The 20,139-nt window shown below is 68.5% G+C and carries 16 protein-coding genes and 1 riboswitch; of the genes, 15 read left to right on the top strand and 1 reads right to left on the bottom strand.

Annotation, left to right across the window (positions count from 1 at the left end):
• Nucleotides 1–15 precede the first annotated feature (15 nt).
• The 13 genes from ACIQID_RS05570 to ACIQID_RS05510 all read left to right on the top strand — a co-directional run bounded on the left by ACIQID_RS05570 (nucleotide 16) and on the right by ACIQID_RS05510 (nucleotide 16,170).
• Nucleotides 16–1,713, top strand: coding sequence for an ABC transporter substrate-binding protein (locus ACIQID_RS05570; RefSeq protein WP_400282713.1), 1,698 nt, complete (start codon nucleotides 16–18; stop codon nucleotides 1,711–1,713).
• 43 nt (nucleotides 1,714–1,756) lie between these two features.
• Nucleotides 1,757–2,752: an ABC transporter permease gene (locus tag ACIQID_RS05565; RefSeq protein WP_312673225.1), complete on the top strand. Its 996-nt coding sequence runs from the start codon at nucleotides 1,757–1,759 to the stop codon at nucleotides 2,750–2,752.
• Nucleotides 2,745–3,725 (top strand): ABC transporter permease, encoded by a 981-nt coding sequence (locus ACIQID_RS05560; RefSeq protein WP_136050930.1) that lies wholly within the window; start codon nucleotides 2,745–2,747, stop codon nucleotides 3,723–3,725. Before ACIQID_RS05565 ends, ACIQID_RS05560 begins: the two co-directional genes overlap by 8 nt.
• Nucleotides 3,722–4,576: an ABC transporter ATP-binding protein gene (locus tag ACIQID_RS05555; RefSeq protein ID WP_268777760.1), complete on the top strand. Its 855-nt coding sequence runs from the start codon at nucleotides 3,722–3,724 to the stop codon at nucleotides 4,574–4,576. The genes ACIQID_RS05560 and ACIQID_RS05555 overlap by 4 nt, the downstream gene beginning before the upstream one ends.
• Nucleotides 4,573–5,430, top strand: a complete 858-nt coding sequence (locus ACIQID_RS05550) for an ATP-binding cassette domain-containing protein (protein ID WP_331202533.1) — start codon at nucleotides 4,573–4,575, stop codon at nucleotides 5,428–5,430. The genes ACIQID_RS05555 and ACIQID_RS05550 overlap by 4 nt, the downstream gene beginning before the upstream one ends.
• Before the next feature lie 49 nt (nucleotides 5,431–5,479).
• Nucleotides 5,480–5,574: riboswitch (glycine riboswitch) on the top strand.
• A 151-nt stretch (nucleotides 5,575–5,725) separates the two neighbouring features.
• Entirely contained in the window at nucleotides 5,726–6,841 is a 1,116-nt protein-coding gene (gene gcvT / locus ACIQID_RS05545; protein WP_400282707.1) for a glycine cleavage system aminomethyltransferase GcvT, read from the top strand.
• Entirely contained in the window at nucleotides 6,838–7,215 is a 378-nt protein-coding gene (gcvH, locus tag ACIQID_RS05540; protein WP_400282704.1) for a glycine cleavage system protein GcvH, read from the top strand. Before gcvT ends, gcvH begins: the two co-directional genes overlap by 4 nt.
• A 61-nt stretch (nucleotides 7,216–7,276) precedes the next feature.
• On the top strand, nucleotides 7,277–10,117 hold the full coding sequence (gene gcvP / locus ACIQID_RS05535) for an aminomethyl-transferring glycine dehydrogenase (RefSeq protein ID WP_400285669.1): 2,841 nt from the start codon (nucleotides 7,277–7,279) through the stop codon (nucleotides 10,115–10,117).
• Between the two features lie 215 nt (nucleotides 10,118–10,332).
• Nucleotides 10,333–11,967, top strand: a complete 1,635-nt coding sequence (locus tag ACIQID_RS05530) for an ABC transporter substrate-binding protein (RefSeq protein ID WP_400282701.1) — start codon at nucleotides 10,333–10,335, stop codon at nucleotides 11,965–11,967.
• A 101-nt stretch (nucleotides 11,968–12,068) separates the two neighbouring features.
• Nucleotides 12,069–12,995: an ABC transporter permease gene (locus ACIQID_RS05525; protein ID WP_312673215.1), complete on the top strand. Its 927-nt coding sequence runs from the start codon at nucleotides 12,069–12,071 to the stop codon at nucleotides 12,993–12,995.
• Nucleotides 12,988–13,932, top strand: coding sequence for an ABC transporter permease (locus ACIQID_RS05520; RefSeq protein ID WP_312673214.1), 945 nt, complete (start codon nucleotides 12,988–12,990; stop codon nucleotides 13,930–13,932). Before ACIQID_RS05525 ends, ACIQID_RS05520 begins: the two co-directional genes overlap by 8 nt.
• The gene (locus ACIQID_RS05515; RefSeq protein WP_312673213.1) at nucleotides 13,929–15,602 is read left to right on the top strand and encodes an ABC transporter ATP-binding protein; all 1,674 of its coding nucleotides are present in this window, start codon (nucleotides 13,929–13,931) and stop codon (nucleotides 15,600–15,602) included. The genes ACIQID_RS05520 and ACIQID_RS05515 overlap by 4 nt, the downstream gene beginning before the upstream one ends.
• Before the next feature lies 1 nt (nucleotide 15,603).
• A complete protein-coding gene (locus tag ACIQID_RS05510) occupies nucleotides 15,604–16,170 on the top strand; it encodes a PH domain-containing protein (RefSeq protein ID WP_312673212.1) in 567 nt (188 codons plus the stop codon).
• Between the two features lie 7 nt (nucleotides 16,171–16,177).
• Here ACIQID_RS05510 and ACIQID_RS05505 read toward each other — a convergent pair whose 3' ends face one another.
• Nucleotides 16,178–16,984 carry a CPBP family intramembrane glutamic endopeptidase gene (locus tag ACIQID_RS05505; protein WP_400285666.1) on the bottom strand — a complete coding sequence of 269 codons (807 nt, stop codon included), beginning with the start codon at nucleotides 16,982–16,984 and terminating at the stop codon, nucleotides 16,178–16,180.
• 128 nt (nucleotides 16,985–17,112) lie between these two features.
• Between ACIQID_RS05505 and typA the strand changes: the two genes are divergently transcribed.
• Nucleotides 17,113–19,026 (top strand): translational GTPase TypA, encoded by a 1,914-nt coding sequence (typA, locus tag ACIQID_RS05500; protein WP_400282696.1) that lies wholly within the window; start codon nucleotides 17,113–17,115, stop codon nucleotides 19,024–19,026.
• Between the two features lie 188 nt (nucleotides 19,027–19,214).
• Entirely contained in the window at nucleotides 19,215–20,099 is an 885-nt protein-coding gene (locus ACIQID_RS05495; protein ID WP_400282693.1) for a phospholipase, read from the top strand.
• The last annotated feature ends 40 nt before the right edge of the window (nucleotides 20,100–20,139 follow it).

The following is a 20,139-nucleotide window of genomic DNA, read 5'->3' as shown; positions in this document are numbered from 1 at the left end:
GAGAGGAAATGAAGAATGATCCCTAACGGAAAGCGCAAGATCGCGCTCACCGCGATCGCGGGGGCCTCGGTCCTCGCCCTGGGCCTGACGGCCTGCGGCGGCGGCGGCAATGGCGACGAGGGCGGCAACGCGTCCAGCGACCGCGCCCTCCGCGTCTGGGCCGGCAGCACGACGCCGATCACCACGAACTACAACCCGTTCGCCCCGAACGTGCTCCACGGCGCACTCGGCCCGATCTACGAGCCCCTGTTCTTCTACAACAAGACCAAGGACGAGGAGCCCATCGGCCTCATCGGCGAGTCCTTCGAATACAACGAAGACGGCACGCAGATCACGGTGAAGATCAAGCCCGACCTGAAGTGGAGCGACGGCGAGCCGCTCACCGCGGCCGACGTGGCCTTCACCTTCCAGTACGAGGCGAACAACCCCGAGGGCAACAAGCTGGTCTCCGCGGAGGCCACCGACGACACCACGGTCGTGCTCACCTACGGCATCGCGCAGTACACCACGGAGTTCCAGCGGATGGGGTCGAGCTACATCCTCCCCGAGCACATCTGGAAAGACGTCGACGACTTCGCGAACTTCACGAACGAGGAGCCGGTGGGATCGGGCCCGTACGTCGTGGACAAGACCACGAGCGAGTCCTACACGCTGGTCGCGAACGACAACTACCGCGGCGCCGACGAGCTGGCCATCAAGAAGGTCCAGTACATCGCCGTCGACAACAACCAGACCGCGCAGGATCTCGTGACGGCGGGCGAGCTGGACTGGACCGGGATGTTCATCCCGAATCCCGACGACGCGACCGCCAACGGCAAGATCGAGTGGATCAACACGCCGCAGGACCCGACGGTGCTCTACACCTGCTCGAACGCCGAGCTCGGCTGCACCGGCCCGCAGACGGACGTCGCCGTCCGGCAGGCGCTGAACGTCGCCGTCGACCGTGCCACCATCAAGGACAAGGCGTTCGTGGGCCTCACCGCCGACGTCTCGCCCGCCTACACGCTGCTCCCGCGCGATGAGAAGTGGCTCACGGACGACGCGTACGAGGTCAGCCCGCAGGAGGCGAACGTCGAGGAGGCCGCGTCCATCCTCGAGGCCGCCGGCTACACGAAGGGCTCGTCGGGCATCTACGAGAAGGACGGCGCTCCCGTCGAACTCAGCCTGATCTCGGTCGACGGCTGGACGGACTACAACGACGCCGCCAAGCTGATCTCCGAGCAGGCCGAGGCCGCGGGCATCAAGGTCACCGCGTCGACCGTGCAGTGGCAGGAGTTCGTCGACGCCCGCCAGTCCGGTGAGTTCCAGCTCATCGTCGGCGGCGTGGTCGGCACCACCATCGCCGACCCGTTCCAGATCTACCGCGACTGGTTCGGCGGCACCGAGGTGCAGTCCACCAGCCCGGTCGGCACCGAGATCCCCCCGGGGCGCTGGAACTTCAGCCGGTACAACAACCCCACCGTCGATGCCGCCATCCAGCAGGCCATCAGCACCGAGGACGAGGCCGAGCGCAAGGAGCTCTACGCCACGATCCAGGACGCGATCGTCAACGACGTGCCCTACATCCCGCTCGTGATCAACGCCACGCAGACCTTCTACAACACGAAGGACTACACCGGCTGGCCGACCGAGGAGAACCTCTACGCGTTCCCGCCGTCCTGGGGCGCCATCGCCGCCGGATACGTGCTGACGCAGATCAAGCCCGCCGGCTGAGTCACGAGAGGAGCAGGGGAAGCAGGAAGTCAGGACGAGTGACATGAAGTTCTATGCACGAAGGATCGGGTTCTACGCGTTCACGCTGTGGGCTGCGATCTCCATCAACTTCCTGCTTCCCCGGCTCATGCCGGGGGATCCCGCCGACATCATGATCGCCAAGATGCAGCGGGCCGGCGGAGAGGTCTCCGAGACCACCATCCGCAACATCAAGCTCCTGCTCGGCGGCGACGATGCGTCCCTCTGGGAGCAGTACCTCGCCTACTGGGGACGCATGCTCCGCGGCGATCTCGGGGTGTCGGTGACCAAGTTCCCCACCCCGGTGGCCGAGCTGATCGCCGGCGCCCTGCCGTGGACGCTGGTGCTCGTCGGCACCGCGACGGTCATCTCCTTCCTGCTCGGCGTCGTGCTCGGCGCCTGGGCCGGGTGGAAGCGCGGCACCTGGGTCGACCACCTCATCCCGGCGACCACCGTGCTGCAGTCCATCCCGTACTTCTGGCTCGCGCTCGTCCTCATCGCCGTCTTCGCGGTCGGGCTCGGCTGGTTCCCGATGTTCGGCGGCTACGACGTCTTCGACTTCCCGGACGGCCCGGAGCCGACCTGGGCGTTCTTCACCGACGCCGTCGCCCACTCGCTCCTCCCCGCGATCACGATCGTGATCAGCTCCGTGGGGGGCTGGATGTTCGGCATGCGCAACATGATGGTCTCCACGCTCGCCGAGGACTACGTCCTCACCGCCGAGGCCAAGGGACTGCGGCCGCGGCGCATCATGACGACGTACGCGGCCCGCAACGCGGCCATCCCGTCGATCGCGGGCTTCTCGATCACGCTCGGGTTCGTCGTGGCCGGCTCCATCGTCATGGAGCAGGTGTTCACCTACCCGGGCGTCGGCAAGCTCATGTTCCAGGCCGTCACCAACAACGACTACGCGCTGATGCAGGGACTGTTCCTCGTGATCACCCTCACGGTGCTCGTCGCCAACTTCTTCATGGACCTCGTCTATGGCTTCATCGACCCGAGGGCTCGCCAGAATGTCTGACACGAAGAACCCGCTCCTCGTGGAGGAGCCTCCCACCGTCGCCCCCGAGGGCACCGTCGCCCTGGCCACCCAGCGTCAGGAGCGCCGGCGCCGCCGGATCCTGCCCAGCACGTCGCCGAAGTTCATCGTCGGGGCCGTGCTCGTGCTCGCCATCGTGCTCTTCGCGATCATCGCGCCGTTCTTCACGCAGAACCCGCGCAGCACCGACAACCCCGCCCTCGCCGCGCCCTCGGCGGAGCACTGGCTGGGCACGACCAAGCTCGGCAACGACGTGCTCGCGCAGCTCGCCGTCGGGGCGCAGGGGTCGCTGCTCATCGGCGTCACCGCCGGCGGCATCGCCATCGTGCTCTCCCTCCTCTTCGGCGTCCTGGCCGGGTACCTCGGCGGCTGGCGGGAGGACGTCCTCGCTCTCCTGACCAACGTCATGATCGTCATCCCCGGACTGCCGCTGGTCATGGTGATCGCCTCCTTCGTGCCGCAGCGCAGCTGGCAGCTCGTGGCCTTCGTCCTGGGCATCACCTCGTGGGCCGGGGCGGCGTACGTGCTGCGTTTGCAGACCCGCTCGCTCCGCACCCGCGACTACGTCTACGCCTCGAAGGTGGCGGGGGAGAAGTCCTTCCGGGTGATCCTCGTCGAGATCATGCCGAACCTGCTCCCGCTGCTGACCGCGCAGTTCCTCTTCGCGATCATCTTCGCCATCCTCGGCGAGGCGGGCCTGTCCTACCTCGGCCTCGGTCCGAACTCCTCGATCACCTGGGGCTCGATCCTCAACGACGCCCAGTCCGGCCAGGCTCTCGGTCGAGGGGCGTGGTGGTGGTTCGTGCCGCCGGGCATCATGATCGCGATCCTCGGCGCAGGACTGGCGCTGATCAACTTCGCCATCGACGAGGTCATCAACCCGAAGCTGCGCAACGCGCCCGATGCGGCCCGTCGTCTGCGCAAGGCCGCGAAGGAGAAGGGGGTCACCGCATGAGCGACGCCGTGCTCACCGCCAGGAACGTCTCGATCGAGTACGAGGTCGACCCGCCCGTCAAAGCCGTCCGCGACGTCTCGCTGACGCTCCACCGCGGCGAGATCCTCGGACTCGCGGGGGAGTCGGGCTGCGGCAAGACGACCCTCGCGTACGGGATGAACCGGCTGCTCAAGGCGCCGGCGCTGATGACCGACGGCGAGATCGTGTTCCACGACCGCGACGGCCATGACATCGACGTCGTCGGACTCGACGGGGACGGGCTGCGCGCCTTCCGCTGGGACAAGATCTCGATGGTCTTCCAGGGGGCGATGAACTCCCTCAACCCCGTCATCTCGGTCCGCGCGCAGATCTTCGACATCTTCGACACCCACCGTCCCGGAATGTCGAAGAAGGCCAAGCAGGAGCGCGCCGAGGAGCTGCTCACGCTCGTCGGCGTCGACCCCGGCCGGCTCACGAGCTTCCCGCACGAGCTCTCCGGCGGCATGCGCCAGCGCATGATGATCGCGATGGCGCTCGCGCTCGACCCGCAGGTCATGATCATGGACGAGCCCACCACGGCGCTCGACGTGGTCGTGCAGCGCGGCATCATCCGGGAGATCATGCGCCTGCGCGAGAAGCTCGGCTTCGCCGTCATCTTCATCACGCACGACCTGCCCATGCTCATCGAGATCAGCGACCGCATCGCGGTCATGCTGCAGGGGCGGATCGTCGAGCAGGGCACCGCGGAGGAGATCTACCGCAACCCGCAGCACGAGTACACCCAGCGGCTGCTGTCGAGCTTCCCGTCCCTCACGGGCGAGCGGGGCGACTTCGTCCGCAGCGGCGGCGTGAACCAGGAGGTCATCCGATGAGCGGGGACGGGACGAGGCGCGACGGCACCCTCGAGGCGAGGAACCTCGTCAAGGACTTCCACCTGCGGTCAGGGTTCCGCACGAGCGTTCTGCACGCGGTGAAGGACGTGTCGTTCACGCTGGAGGCGGGGCGGACCACGGCTCTGGTCGGCGAGTCCGGTTCGGGCAAGTCGACCATCGCCCGGATGCTGATGAAGCTGGAGACGCCGACCTCGGGAAGCATCCTCCTCGACGGCGAGGAGTCGGGTACGCGGGGGACGGCTCTCGAGCGCTACCGGTCGGACGTGCAGATGGTCTTCCAGGACCCGTTCGCCTCACTCAACCCGTTCCACACGATCGTCCATCACCTGGAGCGTCCGATCCGGCTGCACCACCCGAAGCTGGACAGCGGCGAGGTGCGGGCGCGGGCGATCGAGCTGCTGGAGCGGGTGCGGCTCACCCCGGGGGAGAGCTTCGCCGAACGGCGTCCGCACGAGCTCTCCGGCGGGCAGCGGCAGCGCGTGGCGATCGCGCGGGCCCTCGCCCCCGGCGCCCGGTTCATCGTGGCCGACGAGCCGGTGTCGATGCTCGACGTGTCGATCCGTCTCGGCGTGCTCAACCTGCTCGCCGAGCTGCAGCGCGAGGAGAACCTCGGCGTCCTCTACATCACGCACGACCTCGCGACCGCGCGGCACTTCTCCGACGACATCATGGTCCTCTTCCAGGGCGACGTCGTGGAGCGGGGAACGGCCGACGAGGTGATCCTGAACCCGCAGCACGAGTACACCAGGACCCTCCTGGCGGCGGCCCCGGAGCCGGAGAACCTCGGCAGGCTCCGTGACGAGGTCCGGGCGGAGCTCGCCCTGGGCTCCTGAGCGGGCGGGGGAGACCGCTAGACTGAACCCACAATCGAAGACAGGCCGAACGACCGACGCGGGAGAGCCCCGGCGCATGCAGCCGGGCACCGAAGGAGCAAGCCTCCCCGCCAATCTCTCAGGTACGCGTACCGCGGAGGTCCGGCCGCTCTGAAAAGCGATCCCGAGCACCGGGGGATCCGCCGACGGTGAAAGCCCTGTGCACGCGCGCGGGCGAAGCTCTCAGGCCCATGACAGAGGGGGAGTTCCCAGGGGCGACGTCGTCGTCCCGCCCGACCCAGCCCGGGAGAACTCCATGTCCGACCCCCGCTACACCCCGCTGCGCGAGCGCCATGAGGCGCTCGGCGCCTCCTTCACCGATTTCGGCGGCTGGCAGATGCCGGTGCGCTACACGTCCGACCTCGCCGAGCACCACGCGGTGCGGCAGGCGGCGGGCATCTTCGACATCTCGCACATGGCGGAGTTCTCGGTCCGCGGCGCCGGTGCCGCGGCCTTCCTCGACTACGCGCTCGCCGGGCGGCTGTCCGCGCTCGCGATCGGCAAGGCGAAGTACTCGCTGCTGCTGACGCCCGAGGGCGGCATCGTCGACGACGTGATCGTCTACCGCCTGGCCGACGACGACTTCCTCATCATCTCCAACGCGGGTAACCGCGACGCCGTGGGGCAGGCGCTCGCCGCGCGGGTGGCGGACGCGGACGCCGGCCCCGTGGAGGTCGCCGACGTCTCGGACGACTACGCGCTGATCGCCGTGCAGGGCCCGCGGGCCGAGGAGATCCTCGCGGCGACGGCGGGCATCGCCGACGTCAGCGTCCCCTGGGCGGAGCAGAAGTACTACGCGTGGGCGACCGCGTCGTTCGCCGGGGAACCGCTGCTCCTCGCCCGCACCGGCTACACCGGGGAGGACGGCTTCGAGCTCCTCGTCCCGGCCGCCCACGCGACCGCGCTGTGGGACGCCGTGGTCGACGCCGGGACCCCGCAGGGCCTGGTGCCCGCCGGCCTCGCCGCGCGCGACACGCTCCGCCTGGAGGCGGGCATGCCGCTGTACGGGCATGAGCTCAGCCTCGACACCGCACCCGCCCAGGCCGGCCTCGGCCGCGTCGTGGTCGCCGCGAAGGAGCGTTTCGTCGGCAAGGACGCACCGGCGCAGGCCGACGACGCCCGCATCCTCGTCGGCCTGACGGCGGAGGGGCGACGCGCCGGCCGCGCCGGCTACGCGGTCGTCGACGCCGACGGCTCTCCGATCGGCGAGATCACCAGCGGCGCTTTGAGCCCGACGCTGGGCCACCCCATCGCGATGGCCTTCGTCGACCCTTCTTCCGCCGAGGAGGGAACCGCAGTATTCCTTGATGTGCGGGGGACCCGCATCCCCGCGACCGTGACCGCCCTGCCTTTCTACCGGAGGAACAAATGACCGATCTCAGCGCACTCCGCTACACCGACGAGCACGAATGGATCGCCGGTGACGGCGACACCGTCACCATCGGCATCACCGACTACGCCGCCGAGAAGCTGGGGGACGTCGTCTTCGTCGAGCTCCCCGCCGTCGGCACCGAGCTGACCGCCGGCTCCGTCGTCGGCGAGATCGAGTCCACCAAGTCGGTCGGGGAGCTCTACGCCCCGGTCGCCGGCACCGTCGTCGAGATCAACGACGCCGTCGTCGACGACCCCTCGCTGGTCAACGCCGAGCCCTTCGAGGGAGGCTGGCTGCTCAAGGTGTTCGTCGCCGCCGGCGCGCTGGACGGACTGCTGGACCGCGACGCGTACGTCGCACTCACGGAGGGCTGATCCGGAAGTGGTTGCATTCGCCGATCGTCACATCGGACCGACCGAGGCCGCCCAGCGCACGATGCTCGACGCGCTCGGTCTCGGCTCCGTCGACAGCGGGACGCTGAGCCCGGTCGAGGAGCTCATGCGTCAGGCCGTCCCCGCCTCGATCTACACGGGACCGGAGGACGCGGTCGCCGACTCCCGCATCCCGGTCGCCGCGTCGGAGACCGAGGCGCTGGCCGAGCTGCGTGCCCTCGCCGGGCGCAACACCGTGAACCGCTCGATGATCGGCCTCGGCTACTACGGCACCGTCACGCCGCAGGTCATCCAGCGCAACGTCCTCGAGAACCCTTCCTGGTACACGGCCTACACGCCGTACCAGCCCGAGATCTCGCAGGGGCGCCTCGAAGCGCTGATCAACTTCCAGACGATGGTGTCCGAGCTCACCGGCCTCACCACCGCGAACGCGTCGATGCTCGACGAGTCCACCGCGGTCGTGGAGGCGATGCTGCTCGCGCGCCGGGCCTCGAAGACCTCCTCGAACGTCTTCGCGGTGGACGCGGATGCGCTGCCGCAGACGAAGGCCATGCTCGCGTCCCGGGCCGAGGCGCTCGGCATCGAGCTCGTCACGGTCGACTTCGCGGCGGGGGAGGAGCTCCCCGCCGAGCTCTTCGGCGTCTTCGTGCAGTATCCGGGGGCTTCGGGCCGCGTGTGGGATCCATCCGCGGTGTTCGACGCCGCGCACGTCGCCGGCGCGCTCGCCGTCGCGGCCGCCGACCTGCTCGCGCTGACGCTCCTCACCGCGCCCGGCACCCTCGGGGCCGACGTGGCCGTGGGCACGACGCAGCGCTTCGGCGTGCCGATGGGCTTCGGCGGCCCGCACGCCGGCTACATGGCCGTGCGCGCAGGCCTGGAGCGGCAGCTGCCCGGACGCCTCGTCGGCGTCTCCGTCGATGCCGAAGGCAAGCCGGCCTACCGTCTCTCGCTGCAGACCCGGGAGCAGCACATCCGCCGCGAGAAGGCGACGTCGAACATCTGCACCGCCCAGGTGCTCCTCGCCGTGATGGCGTCGATGTACGCGGTCTACCACGGCCCGGACGGGCTCCGCGAGATCGCCCGCGACGTCGCCGCCAAGACGACGCTGCTGCGCGACTGGCTCGTCGAGGCCGGCGCCGAGGTCGTCCACGAGAACTTCTTCGACACGCTCGCCGTGCGCGTGCCCGGCCGGGCGGCGGAGTACGCCGACCAGGCGCGGGGCGGCTACGGCATCCTCCTGCGGGTCGCCGACGCCGACACGATCGGCATCGCGGTCGACGAGACGACCACGGTGACCGAGCTGCATCAGGTCGCGCAGGTCTTCGGCGGGAAGCAGGAGCGCGCCTTCGGCTTCGGCCTCGGCGACGCGGACGCGCTGCCAGACGCCCTCCGCCGCGAGGACGAGTACCTCACGCACCCGGTGTTCCACAGCCACCGCAGCGAGACCGCCATGATGCGGTATCTGAAGAGCCTGTCCGACCGGGACTACGCCCTCGACCGCGGCATGATCCCGCTCGGCTCGTGCACGATGAAGCTCAACGCCGCCACCGAGATGGCCGCCATCACGTGGCCGGAGTTCGCGGGCATCCACCCGTTCGCCCCGGAGGCCGACGTCCGCGGCTACCTGGAGCTCATCGATCAGCTCGAGGGCTGGCTCGCCGAGATCACCGGGTACGACGCAGTGTCGCTGCAGCCGAACGCCGGCTCTCAGGGTGAGCTGGCGGGCCTCCTCGCGATCCGCGGCTACCACCGCGCGAACGGCGACGACCACCGCATCGTGTGCCTCATCCCGTCCTCCGCCCACGGCACGAACGCGGCCTCCGCCGTGCTCGCCGGCATGAAGGTCGTCGTGGTGGCGAGCGACGCGCTCGGCAACGTCGACCTGGACGACCTCCGCGCGAAGATCGCCCAGCACGCCGACGACCTGGCGGCGCTGATGATCACGTACCCGTCCACGCACGGCGTGTACGAGGAGCAGGTCGTGGAGATCACCGGGGCGGTGCACGCGGCCGGCGGTCAGGTGTACGTCGACGGTGCCAACCTCAACGCACTCCTCGGCTACGCGCGATTCGGCGACCTCGGCGGCGACGTCTCGCACCTCAACCTGCACAAGACCTTCGCCATCCCGCACGGCGGCGGCGGCCCGGGCATCGGCCCGGTCGCGGCGAAGGCGCACCTCGCGCCGTACCTGCCGTCGCACCCGCTCGCGCAGCGCGCCGAGCACTTCGGCGGCCACACGTTCGAGGGCGCGGTGATCTCCGCGGCCCCGTACGGTTCTGCGGGCATCCTCCCGATCTCGTGGGCGTACGTGCGGATGATGGGCGCCGAGGGCCTCCGGCGCGCGACCGCCGCGGCGGTCCTCTCGGCGAACTACATCGCCGAGCGCCTCGGCGGACACTTCCCGGTGCTCTACACGGGGGAGAACGGACGGGTCGCGCATGAGTGCATCCTCGACCTGCGTCCGCTCAAGGAGGCCACCGGCATCTCCGTCGACGACGTCGCCAAGCGCCTGATCGACTACGGGTTCCACGCGCCGACCATGTCGTTCCCGGTCGCCGGCACCCTCATGGTGGAGCCCACCGAGTCGGAGGACCTCGACGAGATCGAGCGGTTCATCGAGGCCATGATCATGATCAAGGCCGAGGCGGACGCCGTCGCCGCGGGGCGCTGGCCCGCGGACGACAACCCGCTCGTGCATGCCCCGCACACCGCCGTCTCGCTCATCGCGGGGGAGTGGGCGCACGCCTACACCCGCGAGGAGGCCGCCTACCCGGTGCGCTCGCTGGTGGCGGCGAAGTACTGGCCGCCGGTCCGCCGGATCGACCAGGCGTACGGCGACCGCAACCTCGTCTGCGCCTGCCCGCCGATCGAGGCCTTCGCCTGACACGGACCCGCACGACGAACGGCGTCGCGCCCGCCTCCCGGCGGCGCGGCGCCGTTCGCGTTACGCCATGTTTCCGTCATGTGACAGATGGTCACCACTCAGTAACAGTTCGTTAGCCGAACGTCCTGGACTCGCGACCCCCGGGTTACGCTCAGGTATCCCTGCGCGCTCGATGATGAGCCGCGCAGAATTCCCACGTCCACAGGAGGACAAAAGTGAAGCGCAACAAGATCGCCCTCGCGGGCAGCGCACTGTTCGTGATCGGCGCCCTGACCCTGGCAGGCTGCGCCAGCGGCGGCGGCAACGACTCCACGGAGGAGACGCCCTCGGGTGACCCGACCGCGGTGATCTCGGTCAACAACACCGAGCCGCAGAACCCCCTCATCCCGACCAACACGAACGAGGTCGGCGGCGGCCTGGTGCTGCAGAGCATCTTCGCGGGCCTGGTGTACTACGACGCCGAGGGCGCCGTGCACAACGATCTCGCCGAGTCGATCGAGACCGACGACGCGCAGACCTACACGATCAAGATCAAGGCCGACCAGACCTTCGCCAACGGCGACCCGGTCGATGCCGAGTCCTTCGTCAAGGCGTGGAACTACGGTGCCGCTCTCGACAACAAGCAGCTGTCGAGCTACTTCTTCGAGTCCATCGAGGGTTTCTCGTACGACGAGAACGTTCCGGAGCTGTCCGGCCTCGAGGTCGTCGACGACCTGACCTTCACGGTCAAGCTGAAGCAGCCGGAGTCCGACTTCCCGCTGCGCCTGGGTTACACCGCGTTCTTCCCGCTGCCGGCCTCGGCCTGGGACGACCTCGAGGCCTTCGGTGAGAACCCCGTCGGCAACGGCCCGTACGTCTTCGCGGAAGAGGGCGCCTGGAAGCACAACGAGAGCATCGAGCTCGTCAAGAACGAGGACTACACCGGCCCGCGCGAGGCGCAGAACGGTGGCGTCGACATGAAGCTCTACGCCAGCACCGAGGCGGCGTACGCCGACCTGCAGGGTGGCGACCTCGACATCATCCAGGAGATCCCGGACACCGCTCTCCAGACGTTCGAGACCGATTTCCCGGACCGCACGGTGAACCAGCCGGCGGCAGCGAACGCCACCATCACCATTCCGGAGCGCCTCGAGCACTTCAGCGGTGAAGAGGGCCAGCTGCGTCGCGCGGCGATCTCGCACGCGATCAACCGTGAAGAGATCACCGACGTGGTCTTCAGCGGCACGCGTACGCCGATGAAGGACTTCACGTCGCCCGTCATCGACGGCTACTCCGAGGACATCCCCGGCTCCGACGTTCTCGACTTCGATGCCGACAAGGCGAAGGAGCTGTGGGCCGAGGCTGACGCCATCGCGCCGTGGACCGGATCCTTCCAGATCCAGTACAACGCCGACGGCCCCAACCAGGGCTGGGTCGACGCGGTCGCGAACCAGATCAAGAACAACCTCGGCATCGAGGCCTCGGGCAACCCGATTCCGACCTTCGCCGAGCACCGGACCCTGATCACGGAGGACAAGACGCAGACCGCGTTCCGCACCGGATGGCAGTTCGACTACCCGTCGATGTTCAACGGCCTTGGCCCGCTCTTCGGCACCGGCGCCGGCTCGAACGACGGCGACTACTCGAACCCGGAGTTCGACAAGCTCCTCGATGAGGGCTCTGCGGCCCCGGACGTCGAGGCGGGCATCGCCAAGTTCCAGGAGGCGCAGGAGATCCTCTTCCAGGACCTCCCCGCCATCCCGCTCTGGTACACCAACGCCATGGGCGCTTGGGGCGACTCGGTCGAGAACGTCGAATTCGGATGGGACACCTGGCCGATCCTCTACCAGGTCACCAAGGACGGCGAGTAAGTCTGACAGCACGAACCTGTGAGGCGGTGACGGTCTTCCGTCGCCGCCTCACAGGCTGTGTTCGTCATACTGACTTCGCCTCCTGATTACAGGACAGACGCATGTTCGGCTATATCGTCAGACGTCTCCTGCAGGTCATTCCGGTCTTCTTCGGAGCGACTCTGCTCATCTACTTCCTCGTGTTCGCCATGCCCGGTGACCCGATCCTCGGCCTCTTCGGTGACCGCACCCCGAACCCTGCGATCGTGGAGCAGCTCCGCGAGCAGTACCACCTGAACGATCCGTTCCTGGTGCAGTACTGGTACTACATCACGGGTGTGTTCCAGGGCGATCTGGGCAACACGTTCTCGGGCCGCTCGGTCTCGGAGGTGCTCGCGGAGACCCTCCCGGTCACCGGCCGTCTCGCCGTCATGGCCATCGCCATCGAGTTCACGCTCGCGATCATCATCGGCACGGTCTCGGCGCTGCGCAAGGGCAAGGTCTTCGACCATACGATGCTTATGGTCGCGCTCATCGCGATCGCGATCCCGATCTTCGTCGTGGCCTTCCTCGCGCAGTACTTCCTCGCGATCAAGCTCGGCTGGTTCAAGCCGACGGTCGGAGCCGACAACGACTGGGGCGGGCTGTGGTTGCCCGCGCTGGTGCTCGGCTTCAGTCTCTATGCCGTGAGCATGCGGCTCATGCGAAGCTCCGTGATCGACACGCTCAACCAGGATTGGGTGCGCACCGCGTACAGCAAGGGCCTTTCGCGAGGCCGGGTGATCCCGGTGCACGTGCTGCGCAACTCGCTGATCCCGGTCATCACGAACTCGGCCACCAACTTCGGTGTGCTGCTCGTCGGTGCCACGGTGACCGAGGGCATCTTCAACGTCCCCGGCGTCGGCAACACCCTCTACCAGGCCGCGATCCGCAATGAGGGCCCCACCGTGGTCTCCTTCGTCACCGTGTTCGTGATCCTCTACGTCCTGGTCAACCTCGTCATCGACCTGCTCTACGGTCTTCTCGACCCAAGGATCCGTTATGCCTGACCCCACAACGCACACTCACTACGTCGCGCCGGTCGAAACGCAGACAATCGACGTCGATGCGGTGCGCGTCGCCGAGAAGCCGCGCAACCTGTGGCGGGACGCGTGGACCGACCTGCGGCGTCGACCCCTGTTCTGGTTCTCGGTCGTGCTCGCGCTCGTCTTCATCCTGATGGCCGCGTGGCCGACGCTGTTCACCTCTGTCCCGCCGGACAGCAACTGTCAGCTCGCGAACAGCAACGGCGGCCCCACGGAGGGACACCCTCTGGGATTCACGTTCCAGGGATGCGACATCTACTCGCGGATAGTCTGGGGCGCGCAGACCTCGCTCTCCGTCGGACTGCTCGCTACGGCGATCGGCTCGATCGTCGGCCTCATCATGGGGGCACTCGCCGGGTTCTACGGCGGATGGCTGGACTCCCTGCTGTCGCGCATCGGCGACATCTTCTTCGCCATCCCCTACATCCTCGCCGCCGTCGTCGTCATGACGGTGTTCTCGCAGTATCGGTCCGTTCCGGTGCTCGCGCTCGCGATCGGTGGTTTCGCGTGGGCGTCCACGGCGCGCGTGGTGAGGGCCGAGGTGTTGAGGGTCCGGCAGGGTGACTTCATCGTGGCCGCGCAAGCGGTCGGGCTGTCGAAGTTCCGCACTCTTCTGGTGCACGTGATCCCGAACTCGCTGGCTCCGCTGCTGGTCGTGTCGACGCTCGCGCTCGCGGCGTCGATCGTCGCGGAGGCGACCCTGTCCTTCCTCGGCGTCGGGCTGGGCGGCACGGTCATGTCCTGGGGCAATGACATCAGTGCGGCGCAGTCGTCGCTCCGGGTCGCGCCGATGGCGCTCATCTATCCGTCGATCGCGCTCACCCTCGCGGTGCTCGCCTTCGTCACCCTCGGCGAACTCATCCGAGACGCCATCGATCCGAGAGCGAGGGCACGACGATGAACGATCGTGAGACCGCACGCGTCCCGCTGCTGAGCGTTCGCGACCTGAAGGTGGCATTCCGCACACAGGAGGGCGACCGCGAGGTCCTGCACGGAGCGAGCTTCGACATCTTCCCGGGTGAGACCGTCGCCATCGTGGGCGAGTCCGGTTCGGGCAAGTCCACCACGGCGAGCGCCATCGTGAACCTCCTGCCCGGAACCGGTGTCGTCACCGGAGGATCGATCACTCTCGACGGCCGGGAGCTGACGAAGCTCGGTCGCCGGGAGATGGAGGCCGTCCGCGGTCGCGAGATCGGCTTCGTCCCCCAGGACCCGATGTCCAACCTCAATCCGGTGTGGAGCATCGGCTTCCAGGTGAAGGAGGCGATCCGTGCGAACGGGATCGCCCGCGGCCGCGAGGCCGTGAAGGCGCGGACGATAGAGGTGCTGAAGCAGGCGGGGCTGGCCGATGCCGAGAGGCGTCTGCACCAGTACCCTCACCAGTTCTCCGGCGGTATGCGTCAGCGGGCGTTGATCGGGATCGGCCTCGCGGCCGACCCCAAGCTGCTCATCGCCGACGAGCCCACCTCGGCGCTGGATGTCACGGTGCAGCGCGTCATCCTCGATCACATGGCGACGCTCACGCGCGACAAGGGCACCTCGGTGCTCCTCATCACGCATGACCTCGGCCTCGCGGCCGAGCGTGCGGAGAAGATCATCGTGATGAGCAACGGCAACATCGTGGAGGCCGGGCCGAGCCGGCAGATCCTGGAGAACCCGCAGCATCCGTACACCCAGCGACTGGTCGGGGCCGCACCCAGCGTCGCGTCGCAACGTATCCAGGCGGTCGTGGAGGACCGGGGCATCGAGACGCTCGACGACCTCGCCGCCATCCCGCCGACGGTGCGCGTCACCGGGCTCACCAAGGACTACAAGATCCGTCAGGGGAACTTCCGCAGCGAAGCCTTCCGGGCGGTCGACGATGTCTCCTTCGAGATCCTGCGGGGGAAGACCCTCGCGCTCGTGGGCGAGTCGGGGTCCGGTAAGTCGACCGTGGCGAAGATGGTGCTGAAGCTCGAGGAGCCCACGAGCGGCACCATCGAGATCGACGGGCAGGATGTGTCGCGCCTCTCGAACGCTCAGGCGTTCGGGTTGCGTCGTCGCATGCAGCCGGTGTTCCAGGACCCCTACGGCTCGCTCGATCCGCTGCGCAACATCGGGAACACGATCTCGGAGCCGCTGCAGATCCACGGCGTGGGCGACCGCACCGCGCAGCGCGAGCGCGTCGAGGAGCTCCTCGACCAGGTGGCACTGCCCCGTGCGCTGGCCACCCGGTATCCGAACGAGCTGTCGGGCGGTCAGCGGCAGCGCGTCGCGATCGCGCGCGCTCTCGCCCTCAAGCCCGACATCGTCGTGCTCGACGAGGCGGTGTCGGCGCTCGATGTGCTCGTGCAGGATCAGATCCTGAAGCTGCTCGCCGAGCTCCAATCGGAGCTGAACCTCACCTACCTCTTCATCACGCACGACCTCGCGGTCGTCCGGGTCTCCAGCGACCTGGTCTGTGTCATGGAGAAGGGCAAGGTCGTCGAGCAGGGGACGGTCGACGAGATCTTCGCGAACCCGCAGCAGGAGTACACGGACCGCCTTCTCAAGGCGATCCCCGGCGCGTCGATCCCGCTCGGCGGCCGCTGAGGTGGCATCGCCCGGACACCCCGAGGACGCACGGACCTTCCGTGCGTCCTCGGGCACCGTCGTCTTCGTCCTCAGCATCCTGCTGGTGCTGTTCCTGCTCGGGGACACCGTCGTCAACGGCAGCATCGTGCAGGCGCTGCTCGTGGCGCCCTGGCTGCTGCTCGGTCTGTGGATCGTGTACGAGACGGCCTTCGTGTCCTTCGTCCGCGTGGATCAGGAGGGGGCCGTGGTGCAGAACCTGCTGCGTCGCACGACCTTCGGCTGGGCGCGTGTGCAGGACATCGACATGCGCTGGCAGCTCGAGTTCACGCTGGACGACGGCCGCACCCTGAGCTGTTGGGGCGGACCGGCCAAGGCGCGTCCGCCTCGTCGCTCCCGTGATGAGGACGCGGAGCCGAAGGTGCCGTCGGCGCTCCGGGTGCTCACCGGCATCCGCGATCTGTGGGGCGCGGCGCCCGCGACGGCGGATGCGCCGATCCGACGCAGCTGGGACGGCCCGGCCCTCATCGCCCTCGTCGTCATCGTGCTGTGGGCCGTCGCGGCGCTCGTCGTCGTCAACCTCGGCTGAGCGCGCCTCAGCCGGGAAGACCGAACAGGGCGGGCCAGGTGGCCGCGGCCCAGGGGTAGCCGACGAACGCCGCCGCGTCGATGAGGAAGTGCGCCACCAGGAACGGCAGCAGTCGACCGGTGCGGTGGTAGAGCCACCCGAAGAGCAGTCCCATCGCGAGGTTGCCGATGAAGGCGCCGGGCCCCTGATAGAGGTGGTACGTCGCACGGAGCACCGAGGTCGAGACGATGATCGTCCACGGCGACCACCCGAGCTCCCGCAGGCGGGCGAACAGGTATCCGAGCACGACGAACTCCTCCTGGAGCGATGCGCGTGCGGCGGCGAGCAGGAGGATCGGCACGGTCCACCAGTGCGCGTCCAGACCGGCGGGGTTCACGGCCACGAACAGTCCGAGCGCCCGGCCGCCGAGGTAGAGCGCCAGTCCCGGCACGCCGATCGCGAGGACGAGGAGCACGCCCCGGCCGACGTCGCCGGCCACGCGGGTGCCGTCGAGGCCGAGGCGCTCCAGGTGCGGGCGACGGCGCTGCCACAGCAGGAAGCACACGAGGAGCACCGGTACCAGGGCGAAGCCGATGGACAGCACCTGATAGATGAGGTCGAACACCTCCCGGTCGCTGCGGGAGGGGTTGAGGGTGGCGGTCTGATCCGCGAGGGGCGTGTCGTCGGTGAGCCGATAGGCGAGCTGCACGATCGCGTAGATCGCGGACTGTCCCAGACCCAGGGCGAGCACGATGGCGATCTCCCACCACAGGCGCGCTCGACCTTCACGCGGTTCGTCGCGTCGGGCGGGCGCGGTCGACGGCGTCTGCGGCACCGGGGGAGTCGGGTCGGGGAGGGTCACGGGACGATGGTACGACGTGCGTTCAGGAACCCGATCCGCGCGTACGTTATCCTGGAACGTCGGCTTCCCGGCGCAACCCCACACTCTTTGAGGACCCTTGTATGGCGCACGCCCTCCGCTCTGACCTCCGCAACGTCGCAATCGTCGCCCACGTCGACCACGGCAAGACCACGCTCGTCGACGCGATGCTCCGCCAGACGGGCTCCTTCGGCGAACACTCGCACGTGGAGGAGCGCGCGATGGACTCCAACGACCTGGAGCGCGAGAAGGGCATCACGATCCTCGCCAAGAACACGGCGATCACCTACAAGGGCAAGCACGCCGACGGCAAGGAGATCACGATCAACGTGATCGACACCCCCGGCCACGCCGACTTCGGCGGCGAGGTCGAGCGCGGCCTGTCGATGGTCGACGGCGTCGTGCTGCTCGTGGACGCGAGCGAGGGCCCGCTGCCGCAGACCCGCTTCGTGCTGCGCAAGGCGCTCGAGGCGAAGCTCCCCGTGATCCTCCTGGTCAACAAGACCGACCGTCCGGACGCCCGGATCGCCGAGGTCGAGGAGGAGGCGCACGACCTCCTGCTGGGTCTGGCCTCCGACCTCGTCGACGATGTGCCCGATCTCGACGTCGACGCGCTGCTCGACGTGCCCGTGGTCTACGCCTCCGGCCGCGCCGGCGCCGCGTCGCAGAACCGTCCGGCCGACGGATCGCTGCCCGACAACGACGACCTCGAGCCGCTCTTCGAGGCCATCCTCGAGCACGTCCCGGCCCCGTCCTACGACGACGAGGCCCCGCTGCAGGCCTGGGTCACGAACCTCGACTCCAGCCCGTTCCTCGGTCGCCTGGCCCTGCTGCGCGTCTTCAACGGCACGCTCAAGAAGGGCCAGACGGTGGCCTGGGTGCGTGCCGACGGCACCACGAGCAACGCCCGCATCACCGAGCTGCTGAAGACCCGCGCTCTCGAGCGCTACCCCGCCGAGTCCGCCGGCCCCGGCGACATCGTCGCCATCGCCGGCTTCGAGAACATCACCATCGGTGAGACCATCGCCGACCCGGAAGACGTGCGACCGCTTCCTGCGATCACGGTCGACGACCCCGCCATCTCCATGACGATCGGCACCAACACCTCGCCGCTCATGGGCAAGGTCAAGGGGCACAAGCTCACCGCACGCATGGTGAAGGACCGCCTCGACCGCGAGCTCATCGGCAACGTGTCGCTCAAGGTCGTCGACATCGGGCGTCCCGACGCCTGGGAGGTGCAGGGCCGCGGCGAGCTGGCCCTCGCCATCCTCGTCGAGAACATGCGCCGCGAGGGCTTCGAGCTCACGGTCGGCAAGCCGCAGGTGGTCACCAAGAAGATCGACGGCAAGGTCTACGAGCCGTTCGAGCATCTGACCATCGACACGCCGGAGGAGCACCTCGGCGCGATCACGCAGCTCCTCGCGAACCGCAAGGGCCGCATGGAGAACATGACCAACCACGGCACCGGCTGGGTGCGCATGGAGTTCATCGTCCCGTCGCGTGGCCTGATCGGCTTCCGCAGCGAGTTCCTCACCACGACCCGTGGCACCGGTATCGCGAACGCGATCTCGCACGGTTACGAGCCATGGGCCGGTTCCATCACGACGCGTCAGAACGGCTCGATCGTCGCCGACCGTCAGGGCGTCGTCACCCCGTTCGCCATGATCGCCCTGCAGGAGCGCATGTCGTTCTTCGTGCAGCCCACGCAGGAGGTCTACGAGGGCATGGTCATCGGCGAGAACTCCCGCGCCGACGACATGGACGTCAACATCACCAAGGAGAAGAAGCTCACCAACATGCGTGCAGCGAGCTCCGACACGTTCGAGTCGATGACACCGCCGCGTGTGCTGACGCTCGAGGAGAGCCTCGAGTTCGCCCGTGACGACGAATGCGTCGAGGTCACGCCCGAGGCCGTCCGCATCCGCAAGGTGATCCTCGACCAGACCGTCCGCGGTCGCGAGGCCTCGCGCCTCAAGCGGCAGGACGCGAACGCCTGATCGCTCAGCGCTCATCATGAGAGAGGGCCCCACGCCGCCATCTGGCCGCGTGGGGCCCTCTCTCATGAAAATCCCAGGTGAGAGCTAGTTTTTGCTCAGGTTGATGACGCAGACTCGTTGACTTGCGCCCGGGGCGAGCTCCCGATGAGTCCCCGATATGGGCGTACGACGACCCGAAAGTCAAAGCCTTGCTTCAGAAGACCCGTGCGCTTCGGCGCGCCTCCGACGCGGCAGCCGCTCGCGCCACCGTCACCCGTACACCCCTCATCGCCCTCGGCGCCGCCACGGCCGCGCTCGTCGGCATCACCCTCAGCGTCGGCCTCGCCTCCGCCCCGGCGGCCGGAGCCGAGCGCTCCGACGCCACGTCCGCCGTCACGAGCCACGACCTCGGCACCGAGCCCCTCGCCCGCATCGCCGATCAGGCCGTCATGACGGTCTCGAACGCGACCGATGCGGTCGACGCGGCGAAGAGCCTGACCGCGGAGGTCACCGAGTCGGGCCTCGACGTGGGCGCGGCCGCGTCGGTCGACACGACCGCGCTGGAAGACGACCTGGAGACCCTCGCCGATCGCGCCACGCTGCCGCTGGTCCTCATCACGGTCACGACCGCGCAGGCCGAGGCGGAGACCGAGAAGGTCGTGACCGCCACGGCAGACCTCCAGCAGGCCTACACCGCCGCGCAGGAGAAGAAGGCGGCCGAAGACGCCGCCCGCGCCGCTGAGGAGAAGGCGGCGGCCGCAGCGGCCGCGCTCGCCTCCGCGAACACGCCGGACGGGGCTCGCGCCACCGCACAGCAGATGATGGCCGACCGCTACGGCTGGGGCGGCGACCAGTTCTCCTGCCTGAACTCGCTGTGGAACAAGGAGTCCGGCTGGAACTACCAGGCGTACAACAACGACGGGGGAGCGACCGGAATCCCGCAGGCGCTGCCCGGCAGCAAGATGGCCACGGCGGGTGCCGACTGGCAGACGAACGCTGCCACCCAGATCGCCTGGGGCCTGAAGTACATCGCCGACGCCTACGGCACCCCGTGCAGCGCCTGGGGACACTCCCAGGCCATGAACTGGTACTGAGCCGCAGAGCGGGCCCCTCGCGAACGATTGCCCCTAGCCG

The organism is Microbacterium sp. NPDC091676 (assembly GCF_044756645.1).
Lineage (GTDB): Bacteria > Actinomycetota > Actinomycetes > Actinomycetales > Microbacteriaceae > Microbacterium > Microbacterium paraoxydans_D.
The sequence above is the reverse complement of the archived record's forward strand: the minus strand, read 5'-3'. Positions and strand labels throughout refer to the sequence as shown.

Coding starts and splice junctions, on each gene's coding strand:
- gcvH (WP_400282704.1), top strand. CDS start 6,838: ATGACCGATCTCAGCGCACTCCGCTACACCGACGAGCACGAATGGATC.
- gcvT (WP_400282707.1), top strand. CDS start 5,726: ATGTCCGACCCCCGCTACACCCCGCTGCGCGAGCGCCATGAGGCGCTC.
- ACIQID_RS05560 (WP_136050930.1), top strand. CDS start 2,745: ATGTCTGACACGAAGAACCCGCTCCTCGTGGAGGAGCCTCCCACCGTC.
- ACIQID_RS05520 (WP_312673214.1), top strand. CDS start 12,988: ATGCCTGACCCCACAACGCACACTCACTACGTCGCGCCGGTCGAAACG.
- ACIQID_RS05570 (WP_400282713.1), top strand. CDS start 16: ATGATCCCTAACGGAAAGCGCAAGATCGCGCTCACCGCGATCGCGGGG.
- gcvP (WP_400285669.1), top strand. CDS start 7,277: ATGCTCGACGCGCTCGGTCTCGGCTCCGTCGACAGCGGGACGCTGAGC.
- ACIQID_RS05550 (WP_331202533.1), top strand. CDS start 4,573: ATGAGCGGGGACGGGACGAGGCGCGACGGCACCCTCGAGGCGAGGAAC.
- ACIQID_RS05565 (WP_312673225.1), top strand. CDS start 1,757: ATGAAGTTCTATGCACGAAGGATCGGGTTCTACGCGTTCACGCTGTGG.
- ACIQID_RS05515 (WP_312673213.1), top strand. CDS start 13,929: ATGAACGATCGTGAGACCGCACGCGTCCCGCTGCTGAGCGTTCGCGAC.
- typA (WP_400282696.1), top strand. CDS start 17,113: ATGGCGCACGCCCTCCGCTCTGACCTCCGCAACGTCGCAATCGTCGCC.
- ACIQID_RS05525 (WP_312673215.1), top strand. CDS start 12,069: ATGTTCGGCTATATCGTCAGACGTCTCCTGCAGGTCATTCCGGTCTTC.
- ACIQID_RS05555 (WP_268777760.1), top strand. CDS start 3,722: ATGAGCGACGCCGTGCTCACCGCCAGGAACGTCTCGATCGAGTACGAG.